The organism is Streptomyces sp. NPDC051567, from assembly GCF_044454165.1.
Taxonomy (GTDB): domain Bacteria; phylum Actinomycetota; class Actinomycetes; order Streptomycetales; family Streptomycetaceae; genus Streptomyces.
Genome location: NZ_JBITDK010000022.1, coordinates 23017 through 48146, shown reverse-complemented (window position 1 = coordinate 48146; position 25130 = coordinate 23017). Strand labels below are relative to the sequence as shown.

Genomic DNA, 25130 nt, shown 5'->3' with positions numbered 1-25130 from the left:
GAGGAGCCCTTCCGGGAGGCCGGAGAGGGCGCGGGAGAGGGTCCGCGCGGGGTCCCGGCCGGGCCCGGGGCGGGCCCGCCCCGGCCAGGACCGGGGCTCCGGGTCAGCCCGCCGGGGTCGTGGACTTCACGGTGCCGTCCGGGGCGGCCAGGAGGACCGGGGTCAGCGGGCCGCCGAGGTCACGGACGGCCGCGCGGTCGGCCGCGTCGGGGGCGTCCGCCTCGCTGACGACGGCGGCGGCCTCCAGGGAGCGGGCCCCGCTCGCCACCGCCATCGCGACGGCGGTCCGCAGCGCGCTGAGCTTCAGGGAGTCGAGCTCCACCGTCCCGGCGACGTACGTACGGCCGGTCTCGTCGCGCACCGCCGCCCCCTCGGGGACACCGTTGCGGGCCCGGGCGCTGCGCGCCAGCGTGATGATCTTGCTGTCCTCGGGGTCGATCCCGGTGGTGTCGGTCATGGGCGAAAGCATAGGGAGCCCCCCGGCCGGCCACGCACCGGCCCCGCCCGGCGGTCACCGCCCGGCGGTCACCGCCGGACGGGTCGCGCCCGCCGGGTCACGCCCGGTCGAGGCGCAGCCGCTCCGCCCGGGGCAGCCCGGCCACCACCAGGTCGTACGAGTCCTCCACCAGCTCCCGCACCAGCCGCTCCGGGAGCCCGTCCGGCCCGCCTGCGGTCACGGTGTTCCAGTGCCGCTTGTTCAGGTGCCGGCCCGGCACCACGGCCGGGTACCGCTCCCGCAGCCGCACCGCCTCCTCCGGCTCGCACTTGAGGCTGACCTTCAGCGGCCGCACGTCGAGCACCGAGAGCGCGAAGAGCTTGCCCAGTACCTTGAAGGCCGACAGTTCGGGGGTGAACGGGAACTCCTCCACCGCCGCGTTGAAACCGAGGCAGAAGCCGCGCAGCGCGGCCGGGGTCACGGCCCCTCCCCCGCGCCGTCCGGGGAGTCCGCCGGGACCACCGGCTCCACCAGGACCGTCACGATCTTGTTCCGGCGGCCTGCGGGAGACTCGGCCGTCAGCCGCAGCGGACGCCCGTCCGGCAGCTCCAGCACCGCCGAGGCGCCCGCGATCGGCACCCGGCCCAGCGCCTTCGCCAGCAGCCCGCCGACCGTCTCCACGTCCTCGTCGTCGAACGCCTCGACCTTGAACAGCTCACCGAGGTCGGTGATGTCCAGCCGCGCCGTGACCCGGTAGCGGTCCCCGCCCAGCTCCTCGACCGGCGGCAGCTCCCGGTCGTACTCGTCGGTGATCTCACCGACGATCTCCTCCAGGATGTCCTCGATGGTGACGATGCCGGCCGTGCCGCCGTACTCGTCGATGACGACCGCCACGTGGTTGCGCACCTGCTGCATCTCCCGCAGCAGGTCGCCCGCGTTCTTGGTGTCCGGCACGAAGACGGCCGGCCGCATCGCCGTCGGGACCAGCGCGGTCTCCGCCTCACGGCTGACGTGGGTCCTGCGGACCAGGTCCTTCAGGTAGACGATCCCGATGATGTCGTCCTCGTTCTCGCCGGTCACCGGAATCCGCGAGAACCCCGAGCGCAGCGCGAGCGTGGTCGCCTGGCGGATCGTCTTGTACCGCTCGATGCAGATCAGGTCGGTGCGCGGGACCATCACCTCGCGCACCAGAGTGTCGCCGAGCTCGAAGACCTGGTGCACCATCCGGCGCTCGTCGTCCTCGATCAGCGACTCCTTCTCCGCCAGGTCCACCATCGCGCGCAGCTCGGCCTCGGAGGCGAACGGCCCCTTGCGGAAGCCCTTCCCGGGTGTGAGCGCGTTGCCGAGGAGGATCAGCAGCTGCGGGACCGGCCCCATGATCCGGGCGAGGGGCACCAGGACGTAGGCGGCGGCCGTCGCCGTGTTCAGGGGGTGCTGGCGGCCGATCGTGCGGGGCGAGACGCCGACCGCGACGAACGAGACCAGCACCATCACGCCGATGGCCACGAGCAGCGCGGTCCAGGTCTCGCCGAACTCGTGGAGGCAGACGTACGTGACGAGCACGCCCGCCGCCATCTCGCAGGCGATCCGCACCAGCAGGGCGACGTTGAGGTAGCGGGTCGGGTCGGCGGCGACCTGCGCGAGCTTCGCGCTGCCGCGCCGCCCCGCCCGTACGGCCTCCTCGGCCCGGAAGCTGGAGACCCGGGCGATCCCGGACTCGGCACAGGCCGCGAACCAGGCCACGACCACCAGCAGCACCGCCCCGGCGATCAGCTGGGGGGCGCTCACGAGACGGTCGGGGCCGGTGAGGGACCCGTGATGCCGCGCTCTTCGCGCCAGCCGTCCACGATGGCCGCCTGGAGGCCGAACATCTCGGCCTTCTCGTCCGGCTCCTCGTGGTCGTACCCGAGCAGGTGCAGCACCCCGTGGACGGTCAGGAGCTGGAGCTCCTCGTCCATGGAGTGCCCCGTCGGGGCGTCCTCGCCCTGCCTCTTCGCCACCTCGGGGCAGAGCACGATGTCGCCGAGGAGGCCCTGCGGGGGCTCCTCGTCGTCCTTCGCCGGCGGACGGAGCTCGTCCATCGGGAAGGACATGACGTCGGTGGGACCGGGCAGGTCCATCCACTGGATGTGGAGCTGCTCCATCGCCTCCTCGTCGATGACGATGACGGAGAGCTCGGAGAGCGGGTGGATCCGCATCCGGGTGAGTGCGTAGCGGGCGATGTCGAGGATCGCCCGTTCGTCGACCTCGGTCCCGGACTCGTTGTTGACGTCGATCGACATGGTGCGCTGAGTTCTACTTCCCGTGTTCGCCGCCCCGGCCACTGCGGCCGTCACGGCCGTTGTGGACCTGTCGGTCCTGTCGGCTGTCGTACTTCTCGTACGCGTCGACGATACGGCCGACCAGCTTGTGACGGACGACATCCTCGGACGTGAGCCGCGAGAAGTGGATGTCCGGAACCCCTTCGAGGATGTCCTGGACCTGCCGCAGCCCGCTCTTGGCACCGCCCGGGAGGTCCACCTGCGTCACGTCACCGGTGACGACGATCTTCGAGCCGAAGCCGAGCCTGGTCAGGAACATCTTCATCTGCTCGGTGGTGGTGTTCTGCGCCTCGTCGAGAACGACGAACGCCTCGTTCAAGCTCCTGCCCCTCATATAGGCCAGGGGTGCCACCTCGATGGTTCCGGCGGCCATGAGCCGGGGGATCGAGTCCGGGTCGATCATGTCGTGCAGGGCGTCGTAGAGCGGGCGCAGGTACGGGTCGATCTTGTCGAAGAGGGTGCCCGGCAGGAAGCCGAGGCGTTCGCCGGCCTCGACGGCGGGCCGGGTCAGGATGATCCGGCTGACCTGCTTGGACTGGAGGGCCTGGACGGCCTTGGCCATGGCGAGGTAGGTCTTGCCGGTACCGGCGGGGCCGATGCCGAAGACGATCGTGTTCTTGTCGATCGCGTCGACGTACCGCTTCTGGTTGAGGGTCTTGGGGCGGATGGTGCGGCCACGGCTGGAGAGGATGTTCTGGGTGAGCACCTCGGCGGGTGTCTCGCGCGGGCCGTCGGCCCGGCCGTTGCTGTTCGACTTGAGCATGGCGATCGAGCGTTCCACTGCGTCCTCCGTCATCGGCTGCCCGGTGCGGAGCACGAGCATCATCTCGTCGAACAGGCGCTGGATCAGGGCGACTTCCGCCGCTTCGCCGACCGCGCTGACCTGGTTGCCCCGCACGTGGATGTCGGCCTTCGGAAAGGCTCCCTCGATCACGCGCAACAGGGCGTCGCCCGATCCGAGCACCGTCACCATCGGGTGCGTGGCCGGAACGGTGAAGTGGGCGCGCGCCTGACCCGGCGCGGGGGTGTGGGCTGTCGGTGTCTGAGTCATGGGCCGGCACTGTGGCCTGCGCACACCTCCCGCTGAGGGGCCGCGCCGTTCGACGGCCTCCGGATTACCAAGCCTACGTCTCCACCGCCCCGTCCCCGAGGGGTTTTCCCGCCCTCCCCGGGCGGGGCCGGGGACGGCTCTCGCCTCCCCCGGCCCGCCCCCGACCGGCCCGGCTACGCGAACTGGCGGAAGCCGATCGTCGGCACCGCCCGGCGGCGGGTGGCGGGGGCCGAGCCCGGCCGGACCAGGTCGTCGAGGAAGCCGTACCGGCCGCGCAGCCCGTCCGGCGCGGTCCGCCACCAGTGGGCCACCTCGCACCAGCCGGGGGCCGACAGGGAGCCGCCGAACTCCTGGACGGAGAGCGCGGCCGTCAGGCCGGCGAAGGCCAGCCGGTCCGCGAGCGGCCACCCCGCCAGGGTCCCGGTGACGAAGCCCGCCACGTACACGTCCCCCGCCCCGGTCGGGTCCAGCGCGTCCACCGTGATCCCGGGGACGTGCGCGGTCTCCCCCGTCCGCCCGTCCACCGCGTACGAGCCCTCCGCCCCCATCGTCACCACCGCGATCGGCACCTTCTCCGCCAGTGCCCGGGCCGCCGCCTTCGGACACTCGGTCCGGGTGTAGCGCATCGCCTCGCCCGCGTTCGGCAGGAACGCCTCGCAGTGCTCCAGGTCGGCCAGGGCGTTCAGGTCCCACCGGCCGCTCTCGTCCCAGCCGACGTCCGCGAAGACCCGTGAGCCGCGTCGCGCGGCCTCGCCGACCCAGGCCTCGCCGCTGCCCGGCCCCAGCGAGGCCACGGCCGCCCGGGCCAGCGGCGGGCGCTGCGGGAACGGTCCGGGGCCGGTGGCGTCCAGGGTCTCCTCGCCGAAGACGGGGGAGGGTGCCTCGTGGCCGTGCGAGACCATCGTGCGCTCGCCCTCGTAGGCCATCGAGACCGTGACGGGGCTGTGCCAGCCGGGGACGGTGCGCGACATCGACAGGTCGATGCCCTCGCCCTGTTCGAGCGCGTCCCAGCAGTACTCGCCGTAGTGGTCGTCGCCGAAGTCGGCGGCCAGCGCGGTGCGCAGGCCGAGCCGGGCCAGGGCGGCCGCCATGTTGGCGACCCCGCCGGGGCTGGAGCCCATGCCGCGCGCCCAGGACTCCGTGCCGCGCACCGGGGCCGAGTCGAGGCCCGTGAAGATGATGTCGAGGAAGACGGTTCCGGTCAGGAAGACGTCGCAGCCCGGTCCGTGCGGATCGCGCAGCGGGCCGAGCGGGTCCACGGAGGCTGTGCGGCTGGTACGGCTGTCCCGACTGGTCACGGTGTACTCCCCGTTCGCTGCGTGTACGGATCGACGGCCCGGAGGATCGTTTCCGCGCGGGGCGCCCGCGGGGCGCCGCCGGTCGCGCCCGCGGGGACCCGGGCCACCACCAGTGTGGCGCACATCACCCACTGGGGGTTCTTCGTCCGTGCCCCACCACCGGGCGGGGTTCCGCCGGACGGCCGGAGCGCTACGCCCGCTTCGGCAGGGGAACCCGTGCGAGGTCTGCGGCGACGGTCAGCTCGCCCTCGAAACCGGCGGCGCGGGCCTGGCGTCCGAACTCGTCGGGATCGGGGTAGCGCTGGGAGAAATGTGTCAGGACGAGGTGTCGTACGCCCGCGTCCCGGGCGACCCGGCCCGCCTGGCCGGCGGTGAGGTGTCCGTGGTCGGTGGCCAGCCGGTGGTCCTCGTCGAGGAAGGTCGACTCGATCACCAGCATGTCGCAGCCCTCGGCGAGCGCGTCCACGCCGGGGCAGAGCCGGGTGTCCATGACGAAGGCGAACCGCTGTCCGGGCCGGTGCTCGCTGACGTCGTCGAGCGTCACCCCGTTCAGCCGTCCCTCCCGCCGCAGCCGTCCGACGTCGGGCCCCCCGATGCCGTGGCGGGCGAGCAGGGCGGGCACCATGCGTCGCCCGTCGGGTTCGGTGACCCGGTAGCCGAAGGACTCCACCGGGTGCGAGAGCAGCCGGGCCTCCAGGGTGTACGAGCCGCCGTGCGCCAGGGTCCCGTCCGCGGTGACGGGTTCCTCGTTCAGGCGCACCGTCTCCCGGTAGGCGGTGGCGTACCGCAGGCGGTCGAAGAACTTCTGCCCCGAGGCGGGGTAGTGCGCGGTGACGGGGTGCGGGACCTGGTCGAGGTTGATGCGCTGGATCACTCCGGCGAGGCCGAGGCTGTGGTCGCCGTGGAAGTGGGTGACGCAGATCCGGTCGATGTCGTGCGCGGCCACTCCGGCGCGGAGCATCTGGCGCTGGGTGCCCTCGCCGGGGTCGAAGAGGATGCCCTCGCCGTCCCAGCGCAGCAGGTAGCCGTTGTGGTTGCGGTGGCGGGTGGGGACCTGGCTGGCGGTGCCCAGGACCACGAACTCTCGTACGGACACGGTCTATCCGGGCGGCCACTGGAGGCCACGGCCACCGAGGACGTGGGCGTGGGCGTGGAAGACGGTCTGGCCGGCGCCGGCGCCGGTGTTGAAGACGATCCGGTAGCCGTGCGCGTCGGCCTTCTCGTCGGCGGCGACCTGTCCGGCCTCGCGCAGCAGGTCGGCGGCGATGCCGGGTTCGGCGGCGGCGAGGGCCGCGGCGTCGGGGTAGTGCACCTTGGGGATCACGAGCACGTGGGTGGGTGCTTGCGGGTTGATGTCCCGGAAGGCGAGGGTCGTCGCGGTCTCCCGGACCACGGTCGCCGGGACGTCCCCTGTGACGATCTTGCAGAACAGGCAGTCGGCCTGCGGTTCCCCGGCCATTGGTGCGCCTCCCGTGACGGTGATCGGTCCGGGCATCGTATCCGGCCCGGTCACCGGCCCCCCCGGCCGGTGACCGGGCCGGACCGTCCGGGGGGCGGGGGTCGGTCAGGACCAGCGGCCGGTGCGGGCGAGCAGGACCGCCGCCGCGGCGGTGCCGGCCGTGGAGGTGCGCAGCACCGAGGGGCCGAGCCGGCAGGTCCGGGCCCCGGCCGCGGCGAAGGCGGCCAGTTCCTCGGGGGAGACCCCGCCCTCGGGGCCGACCACCAGGACGACCGTGCCCGAGGCGGGCAGGGCGAGGGTGGCCAGCGCCTCCGAGGGGGCGTCGCGGTCCTCGTGGAGGACGACCGCCAGCTCCGCGGCCTCCAGCAGCGCCGCGACCTGCTTCGTGGACAGGGCCTCGGTGACTTCGGGGAAGCGGACCCGGCGCGACTGCTTGCCCGCCTCGCGGGCCGTGCCCCGCCACTTGGCGAGGGACTTGGCGCCCCGGTCGCCGCGCCACTGGGTGATGCAGCGCGAGGCCTGCCAGGGCACGACCTCGTCGACGCCGGTCTCGGTCATGGTCTCGACGGCCACCTCGCCCCGGTCGCCCTTGGGCAGGGCCTGGACCACCGTGATCCGTACGGCCGGTGCCGGTTCCTCGAAGACCCCGGAGACCTCCACGGTCAGCCGGTCCTTGCCCTCCGCCGAGACCACCACGGCCTCGGCCCACCGGCCCCGGCCGTCGGCGAGGACCACCGCCTCGCCCGGGTTGAGCCGCTTGACGGAGACCGCGTGACGGCCCTCCGGGCCGTCCAGGACCCATCGCGGCCCGGCGGGGACCTCCTCGACGACGAAGACGGGGGCGGTCATGACGTACTCCTCATCTGGTTGTTCTCCGGCGCGCCGCGGGTTTCGGCCAGTTCGGCCGCGAGCACCTCCACCAGTTTCCCGGCGGGCAGGGTCCGCGCGAGCCGGTGTCCCTGGCCCGCCCACAGGGCCATGCCCTGCGGGTCCCCGGCCGCGGCGGCGGCCTTGCGCAGCCCCGAGGTCAGGTGGTGGACCTGCGGGTAGGCGGCCGGGGCGTACGGTCCGTGCTCGCGCATGAAGCGGTTGACCAGGCCCCGGGCCGGGCGGCCGGAGAAGGCCCGGGTCAGTTCGGTGCGGACGAACAGCGGGTCGGTCAGCGCCGCCTTGTGCAGCGGGTCCGCGCCCGACTCCGGGCAGGTCAGGAAGGCCGTGCCGAGCTGCGCCGCGTCCGCGCCCGCCGCGAGCAGCGCGGCGATCTGCGAGCCCCGCATCACACCGCCCGCCGCGATGATCGGCAGCGGCACCGCCTCGCGCACCTGGGTGACCAGCGAGAGCAGTCCGACGGCCGCGGTGCCGTCGGTCTGCGGGTCGTCGCGGTGGGTGCCCTGGTGGCCGCCCGCCTCGGAGCCCTGGACGCAGAGCGCGTCGGCGCCCGCCTCCCGCGCGGCGCGGGCCTCCTCGACCGAGGTCACGGTGACGACGGTCCAGGTGCCGGCCCGGCGCAGACGGGCGAGGGCCTCGGGGGCGGGGTGGCCGAAGGTGAAGGAGACGACCGGGACGGGGTCCTCGATGAGGAGGGCGAGTTTGGCTTCGTAGCCGTCGTCGCAGGTGCCGAGGGTGTCGTCGGCGGCGAGGGAGATCCCGTACCAGCCCGCCTCGCCGGCCAGCTGTCCCCGGTAGGTCTCGACGGCGGCCTGGTCCACGGAGCCGCTCTGGGGCATGAAGAGGTTGACACCGAAGGGGCGCCGGGTGAGCGCGCGGAGCTGCTTGATCTCCTGGTACATGCCGTCGGCGGTCTTGTAGCCGCCGGCCAGGAAACCCAGCCCGCCGGCCTCGGAGACGGCGGCGGCGAGCGGGGGGCAGGAGGCGCCGCCCGCCATGGGTGCCTGCACGATCGGGTGGGGGGAGAGACCGTTCGGTGCGGAGGACATGGACTGCATCGTGCCATGTACCGCTCACGGGGCCGAAATCATGTCATTCACCTGGCATAGTCCACTTCCCGGTGCCCCGCACCCGGCCTCCGGCCGGCCCGGTGGAGGGGGTCGCGGGCGCCCGCCGGACATGCGGCGAGCCCGGTCCGGGGGCTCCCGGACCGGGCTCGTACGCGGGGACGGCGCGGTGGTCAGCGGCCGTTGAACGCGTCCTTCAGGCGGCTGAACAGCCCCTGCTGCCCCGGCGCGAACTGGCCGGTCGGCCGCTCCTCGCCGCGCAGCTTGGCCAGCTGGCGCAGCAGGTCCTCCTGCTGGGCGTCCAGCTTGCTCGGGGTGGTGACCTCGACGTGGACGATCAGGTCGCCGCGCCCGCCGCCGCGCAGGTGGGTCACGCCGCGGCCGTGCAGCGGGATCGCCTGGCCGGACTGGGTGCCGGGCCGGATGTCGATCTCCTCCAGGCCGTCGAGCGTCTCCAGCGGGCACTTGGTGCCCAGGGACGCCGCGGTCATGGGGATGGTGACCGTGCAGTGCAGGTCGTCCCCGCGCCGCTGGAAGGTCGGGTGCGGCAGCTCGTGGATCTCCACGTACAGGTCGCCCGCGGGGCCGCCGCCGGGGCCGACCTCGCCCTCGCCCGCGAGCTGGATGCGGGTGCCGTTCTCGACACCGGCCGGGATCTTGACCGTGAGGCTGCGCCGGGAGCGGACCCGGCCGTCGCCCGCGCACTCGGGGCACGGGGTCGGGACCACGGTGCCGAAGCCCTGGCACTGCGGGCAGGGGCGCGAGGTCATGACCTGGCCCAGGAAGGACCGGGTGACCTGCGAGACCTCTCCTCGGCCGCGGCACATGTCGCAGGTCTGCGCCGAGGTGCCGGGGGCGGCGCCCTCGCCGGAGCAGGTGGTGCAGACGACGGCCGTGTCGACCTGGATGTCCTTGGTCGTCCCGAAGGCCGCCTCGTCCAGCTCCAGGTCCAGGCGGATCATGGCGTCCTGGCCGCGACGGGTCCGCGAGCGCGGGCCGCGCTGCGAGGTCTGGCCGAAGAAGGCGTCCATGATGTCGGAGAAGTTGCCGAAGCCGCCCGCCCCGAAGCCACCGGCTCCGCCACCGCCGCCCGAGGAGGAGAGCGGATCGCCGCCGAGGTCGAAGACCTGCTTCTTCTGCGGGTCCGAGAGCACCTCGTACGCCGCGTTGATCTCCTTGAAGCGCTCCTGCGTCTTCGGGTCCGGATTCACGTCCGGGTGGAGTTCACGGGCGAGGCGGCGGAATGCCTTCTTGATCTCGTCCTGCGATGCGTCGCGGCGCACGCCGAGAACGGCGTAGTAGTCCGTGGCCACTTACGACTCCGCCAGGATCTGTCCGACGTAACGTGCCACTGCGCGTACCGCTCCCATCGTTCCGGGGTAGTCCATGCGGGTCGGTCCGACCACGCCGAGTTTGGCGACTGCTTCGCCGCCCGAACCGTAACCGACCGAGACGACGGACGTGGAGTTCAGTCCCTCGTAGGCGTTCTCATGCCCGATCCGTACGGCCATTCCCGACTCACTGGCCTCGCCCAGCAGCTTGAGGAGCACGACCTGCTCCTCCAGCGCTTCGAGCACCGGCCTGATCGTCAGGGGAAAATCGTGTCCGAAGCGGGTGAGATTGGCGGTTCCGCCGATCATCAGCCGCTCCTCGGCCTCCTCGACCAGGGTTTCGAGGAGGGTCGCGAGCACGGTGGAGACCGTGGCGCGGTCCTCGGCCTCGAAGGACTCGGGGAGGTCCTGGACGAGTGGGGGCACATCGGTGAACTTGCGTCCGACGACCCGGCTGTTGAGCCGTGCCCGCAGGTCCGCGAGCGAGGTCTCGCCGAAGGGCCCGGGGCAGTCGATCAGCCGCTGTTCCACGCGGCCGGTGTCGGTGATCAGGACGAGCATCAGCCGGGCCGGGGCCAGTGCCAGCAGCTCCACGTGGCGCACGGTGGAGCGCGTCAGCGAGGGGTACTGGACTACCGCGACCTGCCGGGTGAGCTGCGCGAGCAGCCGCACGGTGCGGCCGACCACGTCGTCGAGGTCGACGGCGCTGTCGAGGAAGCTCTGGATGGCCCGCCGCTCGGGCGTCGACAGCGGTTTGACGCCCGCCAGTTTGTCGACGAAGAGGCGGTAGCCCTTGTCCGTGGGGATGCGTCCGGCGCTGGTGTGGGGCTGGGCGATGTAGCCCTCGTCCTCCAGCACGGCCATGTCGTTGCGCACCGTGGCGGGCGAGACGCCGAGGCGGTGCCGCTCGGTGAGCGCCTTGGAGCCGACCGGCTCCTCCGTCCCGACGTAGTCCTGGACGATGGCGCGGAGCACTTCGAGTCTGCGTTCGCTGAGCATCGCGCACACCTCCATCTGTGATGCGTGTTCGTTCTGTGACGCCTGCTGTGACACCTGTGGTGACGCCTGTTCGTTGGCACTCAGAGTGTCCGAGTGCCAGAGATCCCCCGGTCAGTGTACGGCGGGGTGGTACGCCCCTAGCAAGGGCGGCCCGTCAGGGTAGCGTCGCCGCATGGAAGCGCAATGGGAAGAGGGCGGCTGGGAACGGCTGACCGGACGGGCCGGACGGCGCCGGCTTCCGGTGTGGGACTGCACGGTGGGACTGGTGGTGGGCGAGGAATCCGTCCTGGTGATCGACCCTGGTTCCTGTGTGCGGGAGGGCGCCCGGGTACGGGCCGAGGCGAAGCGGCTGACGGGCCGGAGCGTGACTCATCTCGCATTCACGCACGGACATTTCGATCACGTCATGGGCGGCTCGGCCTTCCCCGGCGCCGAGGTCTACGGGGCGGCCGGGCTGGACGGGCTGCTGTCGACGCCCGCCGGGCGCGAGGAGCTGCGCGGGGACGCGGTCCGGCACGGGCTGGACCCCGCGGAGGCGGCCGAGGCCGCGGAGCGGCTGGTGGCGCCGGGCCACCTGGTGTCGGGCGAGCGGACGCTGGACCTGGGCGGGGTGCGGGTGCTGCTGGCCGAGGCGGGTCCCGGGCACACCGGGCACGACCTGGCGGTCCTCGTCCCGGGCGAGCGCCCGGTGGTGTTCTGCGGGGACCTGGTGGAGGAGTCGGGCGAGCCCTCGGCGGGCCCGGACGCGGTGCCCGGGCGGTGGCCCGCGGCCCTGGACCGGCTGCTCTCGCTCGGCGGCGGGGACGCGCTGTACGTGCCGGGTCACGGAGCGGTGGTCGGGGCGGAGTTCGTCCGCGCGCAGCGCGACGCACTGGCGGCCCGGTTCGGCGTGTCGCCCGCCTGAGCGCGGCCCGGTCTCCTAGCGTGGGCAGGATGCGCGAATACTCCCCCGACCTGACCCCGCAGTGGAAGCGTGCCCGGCCGGTGCCGGAGGTGGCGGCCGGGAACGGCCTCGTGGTCGAGTCGGCGGGAACGGACTTCTGCGGCGCGGTGGTGGCCTGCGAGGCGGGCACGGTGACCCTGGAGGACCGTTTCGGCAAGCGCCGGGTCTTCCCGCTGGAGCCGCGCGGTTTCCTGCTGGAGGGCGCGGTGGTCACCCTGGTCCGTCCCGTGCGTACGGCGTCCGCGCCGTCGCGCACCGCCTCCGGCTCGGTCGCCGTCCCGGGGGCCCGGGCCCGGGTGGCCCGCGCGGGCCGGATCTACGTCGAGGGCCGCCACGACGCCGAGCTGGTGGAGCGGGTCTGGGGTGACGACCTGCGGATCGAGGGCGTGGTGGTGGAGTACCTGGAGGGTGTCGACGACCTCCCGGCGGTCATCGACGACTTCGCCCCGGGCCCGGACGCCCGGCTGGGCGTCCTGGTGGACCACCTGGTGCCGGGCTCGAAGGAGTCGCGGATCGCGGCGGCGGTGACCTCGCCTGACGTCCTGGTCGTGGGCCACCCGTACGTGGACGTCTGGCAGGCGGTGAAACCCTCCGCCCTGGGCATCGGGGCCTGGCCGGTGGTCCCGCCCGGCCAGGACTGGAAGACGGGCGTCTGCCGGGCCCTGGGCTGGCCGGAGAACACCGGGGCCGCCTGGCGGCACATCCTGTCGCGCGTGACGTCGTACCGGGAGCTGGAACCGCCGCTGCTGGGCGCGGTGGAACACCTGATCGACCACGTCACGGCGCCGTAGCCCGGCGCCGGGCCACGGCCGGGCCGGGCCGGGAGGACGGGCCCGGCAGCCGCGGCGGCCGGTGACCGGCTAGTCGACCAGGTCGCGGACCACCGCGTCGGCCAGCAGGCGTCCCCGCAGGGTCAGCACGGCCCGGCCGGCCGCGTAGGGGCCGGGTTCCAGCAGGCCGTCCGCCAGGGCTCCCGCGGAGGCCGCCAGCCCGGCGGGGGCCAGCAGGGAGAGCGGGCAGCCGTCCACCAGCCGCAGCTCCAGCAGGATCCGCTCCACGCGCCGGTCCTCGTCCGAGAGCCGCTCGCGCCCGGCGCCCGGTGAGCGCCCCTGGGCGAGCGCCGCGGCGTACGCGCCGGGGTGCTTCACGTTCCACCAGCGCACCCCGCCCACGTGGCTGTGCGCGCCCGGTCCCGCGCCCCACCAGTCGGCCCCGCGCCAGTACAGCTCGTTGTGCAGGCACCGCCCGGCGTCCGAGGTGGCCCAGTTCGACACCTCGTACCAGGCGTACCCGGCCTCCGCGAGCACCGAGTCCGCGATCAGGTAGCGGTCGGCGTGGACGTCGTCGTCGGTCATCGGGACCTCGCCGCGCCGGATGCGCCGCGCCAGCTGGGTGCCCTCCTCGACGATCAGGGCGTAGGCGCTGATGTGGTCCGGCCCCGCTCCCAGCGCGGCGGCCAGCGAGGCCCGCCAGTCCTCGTCCGACTCCCCCGGGGTCCCGTAGATCAGGTCGAGGTTGACGTGGTCGAAGCCCGCCGCCCGCGCCTCGGCCACGCACGCCTCGGGCCGCCCCGGCGTGTGGGTGCGGTCCAGCACCTTCAGGACGTGCTGCCGGGCGCTCTGCATGCCGAAGGAGACCCGGTTGAAGCCCCCGGCCCGCAGTTCGGCCAGGTACCGCGGGTCCACCGACTCCGGGTTGGCCTCCGTGGTGATCTCGGCGTCCGGTGCCAGGCCGAACTCGTCCCGGACCGCCGCGAGCATCCGGACGAGGTCCCCGGCCGGCAGCAGGGTCGGCGTACCGCCGCCCACGAAGACGGTGCGGACGGGCCTCGGGTCGTCGCCCAGCACCTTCCGCGCCAGCCGGACCTCGTCGATCAGGGTGTCCGCGTAGTTCTCCCGGGAGGCGAGCACCCCGCCGGTCCCGCGCAGCTCGGTCGCCGTGTACGTGTTGAAGTCGCAGTACCCGCAGCGCGTGGCGCAGTACGGGACGTGCAGGTAGAACCCGAGCGGCCGGTCCCCGGCACCCGCCAGGGCGTGCGACGGCAGCGAGCCGTCTTCGGGCATGGGTTCACCGTCGGGCAGTGCGGAAGGCATGGCTCCATTGTCCTGCACCCGGCCGCTCCGCTCTCCCGGCCCGGCGGCGGCCGGTGCGCACCGGGTACCGCCGGGCCGGGCGGACGCTGCGGTACGGGGTGGCCCTGGCCCGCCGGGTCCGGCCGGCGGCGGGCCCGCCGGCCGGGTCAGAGCTCGCGCGTGCCCTCGTACATCTCGTCGATCAGGTGCTTGAACTCCCTTTCGACCACCGGCCGCTTCAGCTTCAGGCTCGGCGTGAGGTCCCCGTGCTCGACGTCCAGGTCGCGCGGCAGCAGCCGGAACTTCTTCACGGTCTGCCAGCGCTGGAGGCCCTCGTTGAGGCTCTGTACGTACGTCTCCACGAGCCGGGTGGTCTCCGGCGCGGCCACGACCTCGGCATACGTCTTCCCGGCCAGCCCGTTCTCGGCCGCCCAGCCCAGGATGGCCGGGCCGTCGAGCGCGATCAGCGCCGAGCAGAAGTTCCGGTCCGCGCCGTGCACCACGATGCTGGAGACGTACGGGCAGATCGCCTTGAACTGTCCCTCGACCTCGGCGGGGGCGACGTACTTGCCGCCCGAGGTCTTGATCAGGTCCTTCTTGCGGTCGGTGATGCGCAGGTAGCCGTCGGGCGACAGCTCGCCTATGTCGCCGGTGTGCAGCCAGCCGTCCGCCTCCAGTACCTCGGCGGTCTTGTCGGGGAGCCCGTGGTAGCCCTGCATGATGCCGGGGCCGCGCAGCAGGATCTCGCCGTCGTCGGCTATCCGGACCTCGGTGCCGGGGAGCGGCTTGCCGACGGTGCCGGTGCGGTACGCCTCGCCGGGGTTCACGAACGAGGCCGCGCTGGACTCCGTCAGGCCGTAGCCCTCCAGGATGTGGATGCCCGCGCCGGCGAAGAAGTAGCCGATCTCGGGGGCGAGGGCGGCCGAGCCGGAGACGGCGGCGCGCAGCCGTCCGCCGAAGGCGGCGCGCAGCTTGGAGTAGACGAGCACGTCGGCGATCTTGTGCTGGACGGTGAGGCCGAAGGGGGCGGACGCCCTGCCGGTGCGCCGGAAGCTGTCCTGGGAGGCCTTGGCGTAGGCGCGGGCGACCCCGGAGGCCCACTCGAAGATCTTGTACTTGGCGCCGCCGCCCGCGCGGGCCTTGGCGGCGACCCCGTTGTAGACCTTCTCGAAGATGCGCGGGACGGCAGCCATGTAGGTCGGCTGGACGACCGGCAGGTTCTCGATGATCTTGTCGATGCGGCCGTCGACGGCGGTGACGTGCCCGACCTCGATCTGGCCGGAGGTCAAGACCTTGCCGAAGACGTGGGCCAGCGGCAGCCACAGGTACTGGACGTCGTCCTTGGTGATGAGGCCGGTCGCCACGGTCGCCTTGGCCATGTACGACCAGTTGTCGTGCGGCAGTCGCACGCCCTTGGGGCGGCCGGTGGTGCCGGAGGTGTAGATGAGGGTGGCGAGCTGGTCGGCGGTGATGGCCGCGATCCGCTCCCTGACCGCCTCGGGCTCCTTGGCGAGGTGCTCCGCGCCGCGCCGCTCCAGTTCGGCGAGGGAGAGCACCCAGCCCTCCGGGTCCCCCTCGGCGGGGACGGCGTCGGCGGCCTCCAGGACCACGACGTGGGCCAGCTCGGGCAGGTCGGCCCGGTGCTCGCGGGCCTTGGCCAGCTGCACCGCGTCCTCGGCGATCAGGACCCGGCTCGCCGAGTCGGCGAGGATGTAGGCCGACTCCTGGGCGTTGGTGCTCGGGTAGACGGTGGTGGTCGCGGCCCCGGCGCACATCACGCCGAGGTCGGCGAGGATCCACTCGATCCTCGTGCTGGAGGCGAGCGCGACCCGGTCCTCGGCCCGCAGTCCGAGGGTGATCAGACCCGCCGCGACGGCGAAGACCCGTTCGGCGGCCTGACCCCAGCTGAGCGACTTCCAGTCGTCGGGACCGCCCCGCCCCCCGGCCGCGGGCACTGGGAACCGGTAGGCCTCACCGTTCGGCGTGGCGGCGACACGCTCCAGGAAGAGCGTCGCCACGGTGGGCGGACGGTTCTCGATCAAGGTCTGTGTGTCGCTCACGGATGTCCTCCGGACCACGCGGCAGGGCTTGTAACTGGCGGGTAACCATCGAGCCCGATCAGCCTAGAGGCCGCCCGGCCGGTGCGTAAGGGCTGGCGGGTGGCCGCTTGATAACGAAACGGGCCCCCACGCGTGTGCGTGGGGGCCCGTCTCGCGCGGCCCGGGGACAAGACCGTCCCCGCCGGTCACCCGGGAGTCACCGGATCACTTCTTCTTGCCGCCGGACTCGTCGCTGGAGAGGACGGCGATGAACGCCTCCTGCGGGACCTCCACGGAACCGACCATCTTCATCCGCTTCTTGCCCTCCTTCTGCTTCTCCAGCAGCTTCCGCTTACGGGAGATGTCACCGCCGTAGCACTTGGCGAGGACGTCCTTGCGGATGGCGCGGATGGTCTCGCGGGCGATGACGCGGGAGCCGATCGCGGCCTGGATCGGGATCTCGAAGGCCTGCCTCGGGATCAGCTCGCGCAGCTTGGCGACGAGGCGCACGCCGTAGGCGTAGGCGGCGTCCTTGTGCGTGACGGCGGAGAAGGCGTCGACCTTGTCGCCGTGCAACAGGATGTCGACCTTGACCAGGCCGGATGCCTGCTCGCCGGTGGGCTCGTAGTCGAGGGAGGCATAACCGCGCGTCTTGGACTTCAGCTGGTCGAAGAAGTCGAAGACGATCTCCGCGAGCGGGAGCGTGTAACGGATCTCGACCCGGTCCTCGGAGAGGTAGTCCATCCCGAGGAGGGTGCCGCGGCGCTGCTGGCAGAGCTCCATGATCGCGCCGATGAACTCGGACGGCGCGAGCAGGGTGGCCCGGACGACCGGCTCGAAGACGTCCGAGATCTTGCCCTCGGGGAACTCGCTCGGGTTGGTGACGGTGACTTCCTTGCCGTCCTCCAGGACGACCCGGTAGACCACGTTGGGCGCGGTGGCGATCAGGTCGAGGCCGAACTCGCGCTCCAGGCGCTCGCGGACCACGTCGAGGTGGAGCAGGCCGAGGAAGCCGACGCGGAAGCCGAAGCCGAGCGCCGCCGAGGTCTCGGGCTCGTAGACGAGCGCGGCGTCGTTGAGCTGGAGCTTGTCCAGGGCCTCGCGCAGGTCCGGGTAGTCCGAGCCGTCGAGCGGGTACAGGCCCGAGAAGACCATCGGACGCGGGTCCTTGTAGCCGCCGAGGGCCTCGGTCGCGCCGTTGTGCAGGCTGGTGATGGTGTCACCGACCTTGGACTGCCGGACGTCCTTCACGCCGGTGATGATGTAACCCACCTCGCCGACGCCGATGCCGTCGGACGGGGTCATCTCCGGGGAGGAGACACCGATCTCCAGCAGCTCGTGCGTGGCGCCGGTGGACATCATCCGGATGCGCTCGCGCTTGTTGAGCTGGCCGTCGACCACACGGACGTAGGTCACGACACCGCGGTACGAGTCGTAGACCGAGTCGAAGATCATCGCGCGGGCGGGGGCGGCCTTGACGCCGACCGGGGCCGGGACGGTGGCGACGATCTTGTCGAGCAGGACGTCCACGCCGACACCGGTCTTCGCCGAGACGCGCAGCACGTCCTCGGGCTGGCATCCGACCAGGTTGGCGAGCTCCTCGGCGAACTTCTCCGGCTGGGCGGCCGGCAGGTCGATCTTGTTCAGGACCGGGACGATCGCGAGGTCCTTCTCCATCGCCAGGTACAGGTTGGCGAGGGTCTGCGCCTCGATGCCCTGCGCGGCGTCCACCAGGAGGACCGTTCCCTCGCACGCGGCGAGGGAGCGCGAGACCTCGTAGGTGAAGTCGACGTGCCCGGGGGTGTCGATCATGTTGAGGATGTGGGTGCTGCCCTGACCCTCGCCCGTCGTGGGAGCCCACGGCAGCCGGACCGCCTGGGACTTGATCGTGATGCCGCGCTCACGCTCGATGTCCATGCGGTCGAGGTACTGGGCACGCATCTGCCGCTGGTCGACCACACCGGTGAGCTGGAGCATCCGGTCGGCAAGGGTCGACTTGCCGTGGTCGATGTGCGCGATGATGCAGAAGTTGCGGATCAGCGCCGGGTCGGTACGGCTCGGCTCGGGCACGTGGCTGGGGATCGCGGGCACGCAGTGTCCTGATTCTCGGGTCGCAGTCGGAACGAAGTCGGAACGGAGTCTCAGCGAAAGTTCGGATCTCGTCGCAGCGAAGTCGGATCTATACGCAGACTCCCATGGTCCCATGGACGGGGCAGTGCGCTCGGTTTGGGCCGCCCGGAGCCCTGCTGGTAGCCTGGGCAGCTGTGTCTCGTATGACCTCTCATCGTCCGGGACGCAATCCGAAGATCAAACTCTGAACCTGAAAAGGCTCTTTCGTGGCGAACATCAAGTCCCAGATCAAGCGGAACAAGACGAACGAGAAGGCGCGCCTGCGTAACAAGGCCGTCAAGTCCTCGCTCAAGACCGCGATCCGCAAGGCCCGCGAGGCCGTCCTCGCCGGTGACGCCGAGAAGGCCACCGTGGCTTCTCGCGCCGCCGCGCGTGCGCTCGACAAGGCTGTCTCGAAGGGTGTCATCCACAAGAACGCCGCCGCCAACAAGAAGTCGGCGCTGGCCACCAAGGTTGCCACCCTCCAGGGCTGAGCTCCTGATGTGAATCGCCGGTGAGGAACCAGCGGGCCCTCTCTCCCGCTCCTGACCGGCCCCCGCGCCGCACGCGGCCTGCGTTCGCCACGCGGGTGCGGCGCACTCCAGCAGTACGACGAAGGCCCCGGCCTCCGCCCTCCCCAGGGCGGCGCCCGGGGCCTTCTCGCATCCCGCCCCTTCTGGCCCCGGCCCGGCCACCCGGCCACCCGCGTACGGGGTCCCCTGGCCGCCGGTGCGGGCAGGCGGGCAGGCGGGCAGGCGGGCCATGGTGTCGCCGGGCGGCAGGGCCGAGGGGTGGGGACTCCTCCTGGGGCGCCGGCCCGGGACAACGGCCCGGGCGAAGCCCGAGGCGCGGCTTGCCGGAGAGCCGGGCCACAGCGGCTCCCGGCCCGGTCCGGGTGCGGTGCGGTACCGGCGGAGGCGTGAACCGCCTCCAGCACCTCACCGCCCGGCGCCACCCATCACCCCGACACCGCTCGCCGTCTCCAGCACCTCACCGTGCCGACGCGCACAGGCTCCCGCGCGGACGGTCCCGACGGATTCACCCCGCGCCGTGCTTCCGCCCCACGACCGCACCACACCGAGGCGGGAGGGACAGGGCGGGACATGAGAAACAGGAGCGGGGACAAGAACGGGGGCGGGGACGGAACAGGGGCGACGCGGGCCGTCCTCGGCCGACGAGGTACCCGGCGACAGCAGGGGAAGAGCCGCCGCGGCCGTAGACCCAGCAGCAGCCGGGTACCCGGCGGGGCGACCGTTCCGGGCGCGGCAGTGGCCCTGCGTCCGGCCCGGCGGCAGCCGGGGGGCCTCGCGGGCCGACGCCCCTTCCCGGTCACCACCCCCGAGCGGCGGTAGTCAGCGGCTAGCGGCGCGGGGTGCGGGCCGCGCGGGCCACTGCCACGACCGCCTTCTCCAGGGCGTACTCGGGGTCGTCCCCGCCGCCCTTCACCCCCGCGTCGGCGGCGGCGACGGCCCGCAGCGCGTCCGAGACACCATCCGCGGACCAGCCCCGCATCTGCTGACGGACCCGGTCGATCTTCCACGGCGGCATGCCCAGGTCCCGGGCGAGGTCTCCCGGGCGGGCCCCGCGCGGGGCGGAGGCCAGCTTGCCGATCGCCCGCACCGCCTGGGCGAGGGCACTGGTGATCAGGACCGGCGCCACCCCGGTGGACAGGGACCAGCGCAGGGCTTCGAGAGCCTCGGCCGCGCGCCCCTCGACGGCCCGGTCGGCGACCGTGAAGCTGGACGCCTCCGCCCGGCCCGTGTAGTAGCGGCCGACGACGGCTTCGTCGATGGTGCCCTCGACGTCCGCGCACAGTTGCGCCGCCGCACTCGCCAGCTCCCTCAGGTCGCTGCCGATCGCGTCGACCAGGTTCTGGCACGCCTCGGGGGTCGCCGTACGCCCCAGCGTCCGGAACTCGCCGCGCACGAAGGCCAGCCGGTCCGCCGCCTTCGTCATCTTCGGGCAGGCGACCTCCCGGGCCCCGGCCTTGCGGGCCGCGTCCAGCAGTCCCTTGCCCTTGACCCCGCCCGCGTGGAGGAGGACGAGCGAGATCTCCTCGAACGGCGCCGCGAGGTACGCCTTGACCTCCTTGACCGTGTCCGCGGCCAGGTCCTGCGCGTTGCGCACCACCAGCACCTTGCGCTCGGAGAAGAGCGAGGGACTCGTCAGCTCGGCCAGGGTGCCGGGCTGGAGCTGCTCGGAGGCCAGGTCGCGGATGTCCGTGTCGGCGTCCGTCGCGCGCGCGGCCGTCACCACTTCCCTCACGGCACGGTCGAGCAGCAGTTCCTCCTGCCCCACGGCGAGGGTGAGCGGGGCGAGCGGATCGTCGGTGGAGTTCTTCCTGGTGGCCATCGGGTCCAGCATCCCATGCCGCACCGACAGCCCCCCGCCCCGCGTACCCGAGAATGGTCGCGTGAACGTGCGACATGTACTGGTTCTGCCCGACCGCGACGCCGCCGAGGAGGTGGCGCGTGAGGTCGTCGACCGCTTCGGGCTCCTGGAGGAACCGCAGCTGTTCCGTGACGCCCTGGCCGGCGAGGACGACGCCGAGGACGCCCAGTGGCTGGTCGTCGTCGAAGACCCCCGGGAGCAACTGGACGCGACCTCGCTGGACGACCTCGTCGCAGAGTACGAGGGCTGGCTGGAGACCCCGTAGGGCCCCGACCCGGTTCCAGATCCGGGTCCGGAACCGGGCCCAGATCCGGGTCCGGGCCCAGATCCGGGTCCGGGCCGCATCCGTTCCCGCGCCGGCACCTGCCCCTACGCCTGGTCCTGGTCCTGCCCCTACGCCTTGTGCACGATCTGGATGTCCAGCGTGACCTTCACGCCCGATCCGACGGCCGCCATCCCGTGCGCCAGGATCGACTGCCAGTTCAGGGAGAAGTCCTCCCGGTTCAGTTCGGTGGTGGCCCGGCAGGCGGCGCGCGGTTCTTCCTCCAGGCCCGTGCCGAGGCCCAGGTACTGGGTGTCCAGGGTGACGGAGCGGCTGACTCCGTGGAGGTTGAGGGCGCCCGCGACGGCCCAGCGGCTGCCGCTGCGGTGGATGAACCGTTCGCTGTAGAACTCCACGGTCGGGTGCCGGACCGCGTCCAGGAAGTCGCCGGACCGCAGGTGGTCGTCGCGCAGCCGCATCCCGGTGTCGATGCTCGCCGCGTCGATGATCACGCGCATGGAGGAGTCCTCCATCCGCTCGGCTATCCGTACCGCCCCGGCGAACGTGTTGAACCGGCCGTGGATCCGGGCGAAGCCGATGTGCCGGGCCGTGAAGGCGATGGACGAATGCGTCGGGTCGATCTCCCAGTGACCGGGCTGCGGCAGCAGCGGCGGTTCCACCGCGTCGAGGATGATCTCCCCGGTGCCGGGCTGCGCCGGGTCCCCCACGAGTGTGGCCCCGTGGAACGGCGCGTAGCCCTCGGCGGTGACGGAGAGCCGGTACTCCCCCTCCGGCAGGGCCGCGGTGAACCCGCCGTAGGGGTCGGTCTCCCCCCTGACGATCCGCCGGCCGATCGGGTCGGTCACCTCGAACCTGGCCTGCCGGACAGGTTGGTGGACCGTGTCGAGGACCCGGCAGCTGAGCAGACGCGCCGTCGGCGGCAGCGTCAGTGTCGCGGATGTGTGCGGGCTGGAGCTTCCGCCCGCCTCCATCCCCCGTCGCCGACCGAACATGGCTGATGCACCCCCGTGCTGTGTGGACTTGGACCGTTCTGGCGAAGACGCATTCGATCATGCTGCCGGGTCGGGGGCAAACAGAGTGGTCACGTCCGGAATGCCCGCGCCGGTTCCGCCGCCCGCCGCGCGGCCCGTTCCGGCGCCGGTCGGTGGTGAACGCCCGCAGCCGTGGACCGGTGCCGGTGACGGCGATCGAGCCGTCGGTGTCGGTGCGCAGTACGGTCGATCCCAGCGCCCGCAACCGTGCGAGCGTACCGGGCGCGGGGTGCCCGTAGCGGTTGCCCGCGCCGACCGGGACGATCGCGAGGCGGGGTCGGACGCGGGCCAGCAGGGCGGGGTCCTGGTGTGCGGAGCCGTGGTGGGCGACCTTGAGGACGTCCACCGGTCCCAGCTGCGGGTGGTTCCTCAGGAGGGCTTGCTGTGCGGGTGGTTCGAGGTCGCCCAGCAGGAGCAGAGCCGTCCCGGCGGCACGGACGAGCAGGGCGACGCTCGCGTCGTTGGGGCCCTCGGTGAGGGGCCCGCCCGGCGGCGGCCACAGCACCTGCCACTCCAGGGGGCCGGCCCGGCGCCGCTCCCCCGGTACCGCCGTCACGACGGGTACACCGGCTCCGGCCGCGGTCCTGCGTACGGCCGCGGCCTGCCCCGGCGGCTCTTCCCGCGCGGTGGTCTGGATCATGCCCACGGTCCGGCCCCGCACCACACCGGCCAGGCCCCCGACGTGGTCGGCGTGGAAGTGCGTCAGCAGCACCAGGGGGACCCTGCGCACGCCCAGGGCGCGGAGGCAGTCGTCCACCGGGCCCGGTTCGGGTCCGGTGTCCACCACCACGGCCGTGCCCGGGCCGACGGCGAGTACGGCGGCGTCCCCCTGGCCGACGGCGCACTGGACATAGCTCCACCGCGGCGGGGGCCAGCCGGTGAGCGTACGGGTGAGCTGCGGCGGCCTCAGCACGGCGAGGAGGAGCAGTACGGCCAGGGCCGCGCAGAGCCACCGCCGCCGTCCGATCCTGGCGCCGAGGACCACGACGGCCAAGGTGAGGGCGGCGAGGAGCACACCGCCGGTGAGCCCGCCCGGCCAGGGCAGTTCCGCTCCCGGGAACCGGGCGCCGGTCCTGGCCACCGTGGCGATCCACCCGGCCGGGACCCCCGCGCACCGGGCGAGCAGCTCCGCGCCGGACATCCACACCGGGGCCACCGCGAGCGTCGCGAAGCCGAGCACCGTCGCCGGGCCCGCCGCCACCTCGGCCAGCAGGTTGCACGGCACCGCCACCAGGCTGACCCGGGCCGTGAGCACGACGACCACGGGCGCGCACACCGCCTGGGCGGCCAGGGCGGCCCCCAGCGCCTCGGCCGGCCGGGGCCGCATCCCGCGCCTTCGCAGGGCGTCGCTCCACCGGGGGCCGAGGGTCAGCAGGGACCCGGTGGCCAGTACGGAGAGCAGGAACCCGTAGCTGCGGGCGAGCCACGGGTCGTAGAGCACCAGCAGGAGCACGGCGGCGGCGAGGGCCGGGATCAGGGACCTGCGGCGCCCGGTGGCGATGGCCAGCAGGGTGACCGCCCCGCAGGCCGCGGCCCGCAACACGCTCGGTTCCGGTCGGCAAACCACCACGAACGCCAGCGTCAGGGCCGCCCCGCACACGGCCGTGGCCCGCAGCGAGAGCCCGAGGCGGGGCGCCAGGCCGCGTCGTTCCGCGTGTTGTGCCCGGGCCGGGGGGCCGATGAGCAGGAAGAGCACCACGGTAAGGTTGGAACCGGACACCGCCAGCAGGTGCAGCAGGTCGGTGGCCCGGAACGCCTCGTGGAGGTCGGGCGGGACCCTGGACGTGTCCCCGACCACCAGCCCCGGGAGCAGGGCCCTGGCATCCGGGGCGAGCCCTTCGGCGGCCTCGCGCAGCCCGGCCCGCAGGTGCCCGGCGAGGCGTTGCGCGGTGTCCGGGCCGCCGGTCACCGCGGGCGGTGTGCCGCTCGCGGGGCGGAGCAGGGCCACGGCCCGCTCCCCGCTCCGGGCCGGGGCCAGCGCGGCGACCGTCTCGACCCGGGTCGAGGGCAGCAGCCGGGCCCATCCCGGGTGCCCGGCCAGTACCCGCACCGGGGTCGCGACCCGGGTGCGCGCCCCGTCGGGCCCGGTCACCCGGGTCACCACCGCGTCCAGCGCGGTCAGGGGCGGCCCGCCCGTGCTCCGCACGGCCCGGGGATCGGAGCCGACGGTGAGTTCCACCTGGACCCGGGCGTGCTCGCGGGCCAGTCCCACCACCGGCCCGGCCCGGGACTCGGCCCGCTGGAGCCCGGCGACCCCGGCTCCGGCCGCCGCGCACAGCAGGGCTGCCGCCCCGGCCGCGGCGACCCTCCACAGCAGGTCCGGCCGCCTGTGCCCGGCCAGTATCAGCAGCCCCGCGCCGGCCACGGCCGCTCCCGCCCCGACGGCGGTCGCGCCGGCGGACGCGTCCAGGGCGACGGCGGCTGCCGCCCAGGCCGCCAGGGCCGGCACCACGAGGCGCAGATCCACCGGGCCCGCGTGCTCGGGCCGGTTCACGGCCGCACCAGCCTGCGCAGATCGGCGAACCGCCGCTCACCGATGCCGTTGACCTGGCGGAGTTCGTCCACGGAGCGGAAGCCTCCGCGGGCCGTCCGGAAGTCGACGATGTGCTGGGCCAGCACCGGCCCGACCCCCGGCAGGCCGTCCAGTTGTTCGACCGTGGCCGTGCCGAGGCTGAGCGGGCCGGGGCTCGGGCCGCCCCCACCGGGCTGCGGCTGCGCCGTGGCGCCCACCAGTACGTGTTCGCCGTCCACCAGGACCCGGGCCCGGTTCAGCCCGGTGGTGTCCGTGCCCGGCCGTACTCCCCCGGCGGCGGCCAGGGCGTCCTCCACCCGCGACCCGGCGGGCAGCTTGCGCACGCCGGGGTCCCGGACCTTGCCGCTGACGTCGACGACGATGCGGGTGCTCCCGGCGGTGGCAGCCGCTCCGGGCTCCGGCCCGGGCACCGGCGGCGCTGCCGGGCCCGGGGCGACGACCGTGGGCGCGGTCACCGGCTGCGGCCGGGCCGACCAGTACTGCTGTGCGGCGAACCCGACCGCGACGACCAGGGCCACGGCCACGGCGGCGACGGTGCGCGGCGCCGTCTCGCAGCGGGCCTGGAGCCACACGGGCAGCCGCTCCCGCACCGCGAGCCACCGCGCGGTCCCGGCGCCCGGCCCGGCCGCTTCCCCGGGCTCCCCCGCGGAGGGGTTCCCGCCCGCCACCGGAGCGGAGCCGGGCTCCCTCCGGGGCGCGGGTCCCGCCACGGACTCGGGAGCCGTCACCGCCCGGGGTGCGGTTTCCGCAGCCTGCCGGGGTACCTCGCGAGGTGCTGCCCGCGCCACGGCTTCCGCCGCCCCGGGCCCGGGCGCCGGACCGGCCTCCGGCGCGGTCGGTGTCCCCGGCCCTGCACCCGGTGGACCACCGCCGCCCATG

At 73.4% G+C, this 25130-nt stretch carries 22 protein-coding genes and 1 pseudogene; 4 read left to right on the top strand and 19 right to left on the bottom strand.

Annotated elements, in window-relative coordinates:
• Nucleotides 1–103: 103 nt before the first annotated feature.
• The 12 genes from ACIA5F_RS22630 to hrcA form a co-directional block, all read right to left on the bottom strand.
• On the bottom strand, nt 104–457 hold the full coding sequence (locus tag ACIA5F_RS22630) for a cytidine deaminase (RefSeq protein WP_399355710.1): 354 nt from the start codon (nt 455–457) through the stop codon (nt 104–106).
• A gap of 97 nt (nt 458–554) precedes the next feature.
• On the bottom strand, nt 555–917 hold the full coding sequence (locus tag ACIA5F_RS22625; RefSeq protein WP_399355708.1) for an MmcQ/YjbR family DNA-binding protein: 363 nt from the start codon (nt 915–917) through the stop codon (nt 555–557).
• Nucleotides 914–2224, bottom strand: a complete 1311-nt coding sequence (locus ACIA5F_RS22620) for a hemolysin family protein (protein ID WP_399355706.1) — start codon at nt 2222–2224, stop codon at nt 914–916. The genes ACIA5F_RS22625 and ACIA5F_RS22620 overlap by 4 nt, the downstream gene beginning before the upstream one ends.
• The gene (gene ybeY, locus ACIA5F_RS22615) at nt 2221–2718 is read right to left on the bottom strand and encodes an rRNA maturation RNase YbeY (protein WP_399355704.1); all 498 of its coding nucleotides are present in this window, start codon (nt 2716–2718) and stop codon (nt 2221–2223) included. The genes ACIA5F_RS22620 and ybeY overlap by 4 nt, the downstream gene beginning before the upstream one ends.
• Nucleotides 2719–2731: 13 nt before the next feature.
• Nucleotides 2732–3808 carry a PhoH family protein gene (locus ACIA5F_RS22610; RefSeq protein ID WP_399355702.1) on the bottom strand — a complete coding sequence of 359 codons (1077 nt, stop codon included), beginning with the start codon at nt 3806–3808 and terminating at the stop codon, nt 2732–2734.
• Nucleotides 3809–3981: 173 nt separating this feature from the next.
• Entirely contained in the window at nt 3982–5106 is a 1125-nt protein-coding gene (locus ACIA5F_RS22605) for a PfkB family carbohydrate kinase (protein ID WP_399355700.1), read from the bottom strand.
• 190 nt (nt 5107–5296) lie between these two features.
• Complete coding sequence (locus ACIA5F_RS22600; RefSeq protein WP_399355698.1) at nt 5297–6202, bottom strand: ribonuclease Z; 906 nt, start codon at nt 6200–6202, stop codon at nt 5297–5299.
• 3 nt (nt 6203–6205) lie between these two features.
• Nucleotides 6206–6565, bottom strand: coding sequence for a histidine triad nucleotide-binding protein (locus ACIA5F_RS22595; RefSeq protein WP_399355697.1), 360 nt, complete (start codon nt 6563–6565; stop codon nt 6206–6208).
• Nucleotides 6566–6670: 105 nt separating this feature from the next.
• Nucleotides 6671–7414, bottom strand: a complete 744-nt coding sequence (locus ACIA5F_RS22590; RefSeq protein WP_399355695.1) for a 16S rRNA (uracil(1498)-N(3))-methyltransferase — start codon at nt 7412–7414, stop codon at nt 6671–6673.
• Nucleotides 7411–8502, bottom strand: coding sequence for a nitronate monooxygenase (locus ACIA5F_RS22585; RefSeq protein WP_399355693.1), 1092 nt, complete (start codon nt 8500–8502; stop codon nt 7411–7413). The genes ACIA5F_RS22590 and ACIA5F_RS22585 overlap by 4 nt, the downstream gene beginning before the upstream one ends.
• A gap of 191 nt (nt 8503–8693) precedes the next feature.
• On the bottom strand, nt 8694–9833 hold the full coding sequence (gene dnaJ / locus ACIA5F_RS22580) for a molecular chaperone DnaJ (RefSeq protein ID WP_399355692.1): 1140 nt from the start codon (nt 9831–9833) through the stop codon (nt 8694–8696).
• Complete coding sequence (hrcA, locus tag ACIA5F_RS22575) at nt 9834–10850, bottom strand: heat-inducible transcriptional repressor HrcA (protein ID WP_399355690.1); 1017 nt, start codon at nt 10848–10850, stop codon at nt 9834–9836.
• Nucleotides 10851–11022: 172 nt separating this feature from the next.
• Here hrcA and ACIA5F_RS22570 point away from each other — a divergent pair, with 172 nt between their 5' ends.
• Nucleotides 11023–11754 (top strand): MBL fold metallo-hydrolase, encoded by a 732-nt coding sequence (locus tag ACIA5F_RS22570; protein WP_399355688.1) that lies wholly within the window; start codon nt 11023–11025, stop codon nt 11752–11754.
• Nucleotides 11755–11783: 29 nt separating this feature from the next.
• Nucleotides 11784–12584 carry a DUF3097 domain-containing protein gene (locus ACIA5F_RS22565; protein ID WP_399355686.1) on the top strand — a complete coding sequence of 267 codons (801 nt, stop codon included), beginning with the start codon at nt 11784–11786 and terminating at the stop codon, nt 12582–12584.
• 69 nt (nt 12585–12653) lie between these two features.
• Here ACIA5F_RS22565 and hemW read toward each other — a convergent pair whose 3' ends face one another.
• From hemW to lepA, 3 genes are all read right to left on the bottom strand, one after another.
• Nucleotides 12654–13886 (bottom strand): radical SAM family heme chaperone HemW, encoded by a 1233-nt coding sequence (hemW, locus tag ACIA5F_RS22560; protein WP_399355684.1) that lies wholly within the window; start codon nt 13884–13886, stop codon nt 12654–12656.
• A gap of 146 nt (nt 13887–14032) precedes the next feature.
• The gene (locus ACIA5F_RS22555) at nt 14033–15925 is read right to left on the bottom strand and encodes an AMP-dependent synthetase/ligase (RefSeq protein WP_399355682.1); all 1893 of its coding nucleotides are present in this window, start codon (nt 15923–15925) and stop codon (nt 14033–14035) included.
• Between the two features lie 204 nt (nt 15926–16129).
• A complete protein-coding gene (gene lepA / locus ACIA5F_RS22550; protein WP_399355680.1) occupies nt 16130–17995 on the bottom strand; it encodes a translation elongation factor 4 in 1866 nt (621 codons plus the stop codon).
• 245 nt (nt 17996–18240) lie between these two features.
• Here lepA and rpsT point away from each other — a divergent pair, with 245 nt between their 5' ends.
• Nucleotides 18241–18507 carry a 30S ribosomal protein S20 gene (gene rpsT, locus ACIA5F_RS22545; protein WP_399355678.1) on the top strand — a complete coding sequence of 89 codons (267 nt, stop codon included), beginning with the start codon at nt 18241–18243 and terminating at the stop codon, nt 18505–18507.
• Between the two features lie 865 nt (nt 18508–19372).
• Here rpsT and holA read toward each other — a convergent pair.
• Nucleotides 19373–20365, bottom strand: coding sequence for a DNA polymerase III subunit delta (gene holA, locus ACIA5F_RS22540; RefSeq protein WP_399355676.1), 993 nt, complete (start codon nt 20363–20365; stop codon nt 19373–19375).
• 61 nt (nt 20366–20426) lie between these two features.
• Between holA and ACIA5F_RS22535 the strand changes: the two genes are divergently transcribed.
• Nucleotides 20427–20669 carry a hypothetical protein gene (locus ACIA5F_RS22535; protein ID WP_399355674.1) on the top strand — a complete coding sequence of 81 codons (243 nt, stop codon included), beginning with the start codon at nt 20427–20429 and terminating at the stop codon, nt 20667–20669.
• Between the two features lie 128 nt (nt 20670–20797).
• Here the strand turns inward: ACIA5F_RS22535 and ACIA5F_RS22530 are convergent, their stop codons facing one another.
• The 3 genes and pseudogenes from ACIA5F_RS22530 to ACIA5F_RS22520 form a co-directional block, all read right to left on the bottom strand.
• Nucleotides 20798–21679 (bottom strand): YceI family protein, encoded by an 882-nt coding sequence (locus ACIA5F_RS22530; RefSeq protein WP_399355672.1) that lies wholly within the window; start codon nt 21677–21679, stop codon nt 20798–20800.
• Between the two features lie 160 nt (nt 21680–21839).
• Nucleotides 21840–24212 (bottom strand): annotated as a pseudogene (locus ACIA5F_RS22525) (ComEC/Rec2 family competence protein); the annotation flags it as partial.
• Nucleotides 24209–24979, bottom strand: coding sequence for a helix-hairpin-helix domain-containing protein (locus ACIA5F_RS22520; RefSeq protein ID WP_399355671.1), 771 nt, complete (start codon nt 24977–24979; stop codon nt 24209–24211). The gene ACIA5F_RS22520 and the pseudogene ACIA5F_RS22525, both read right to left, overlap by 4 nt.
• Nucleotides 24980–25130: the final 151 nt, after the last annotated feature.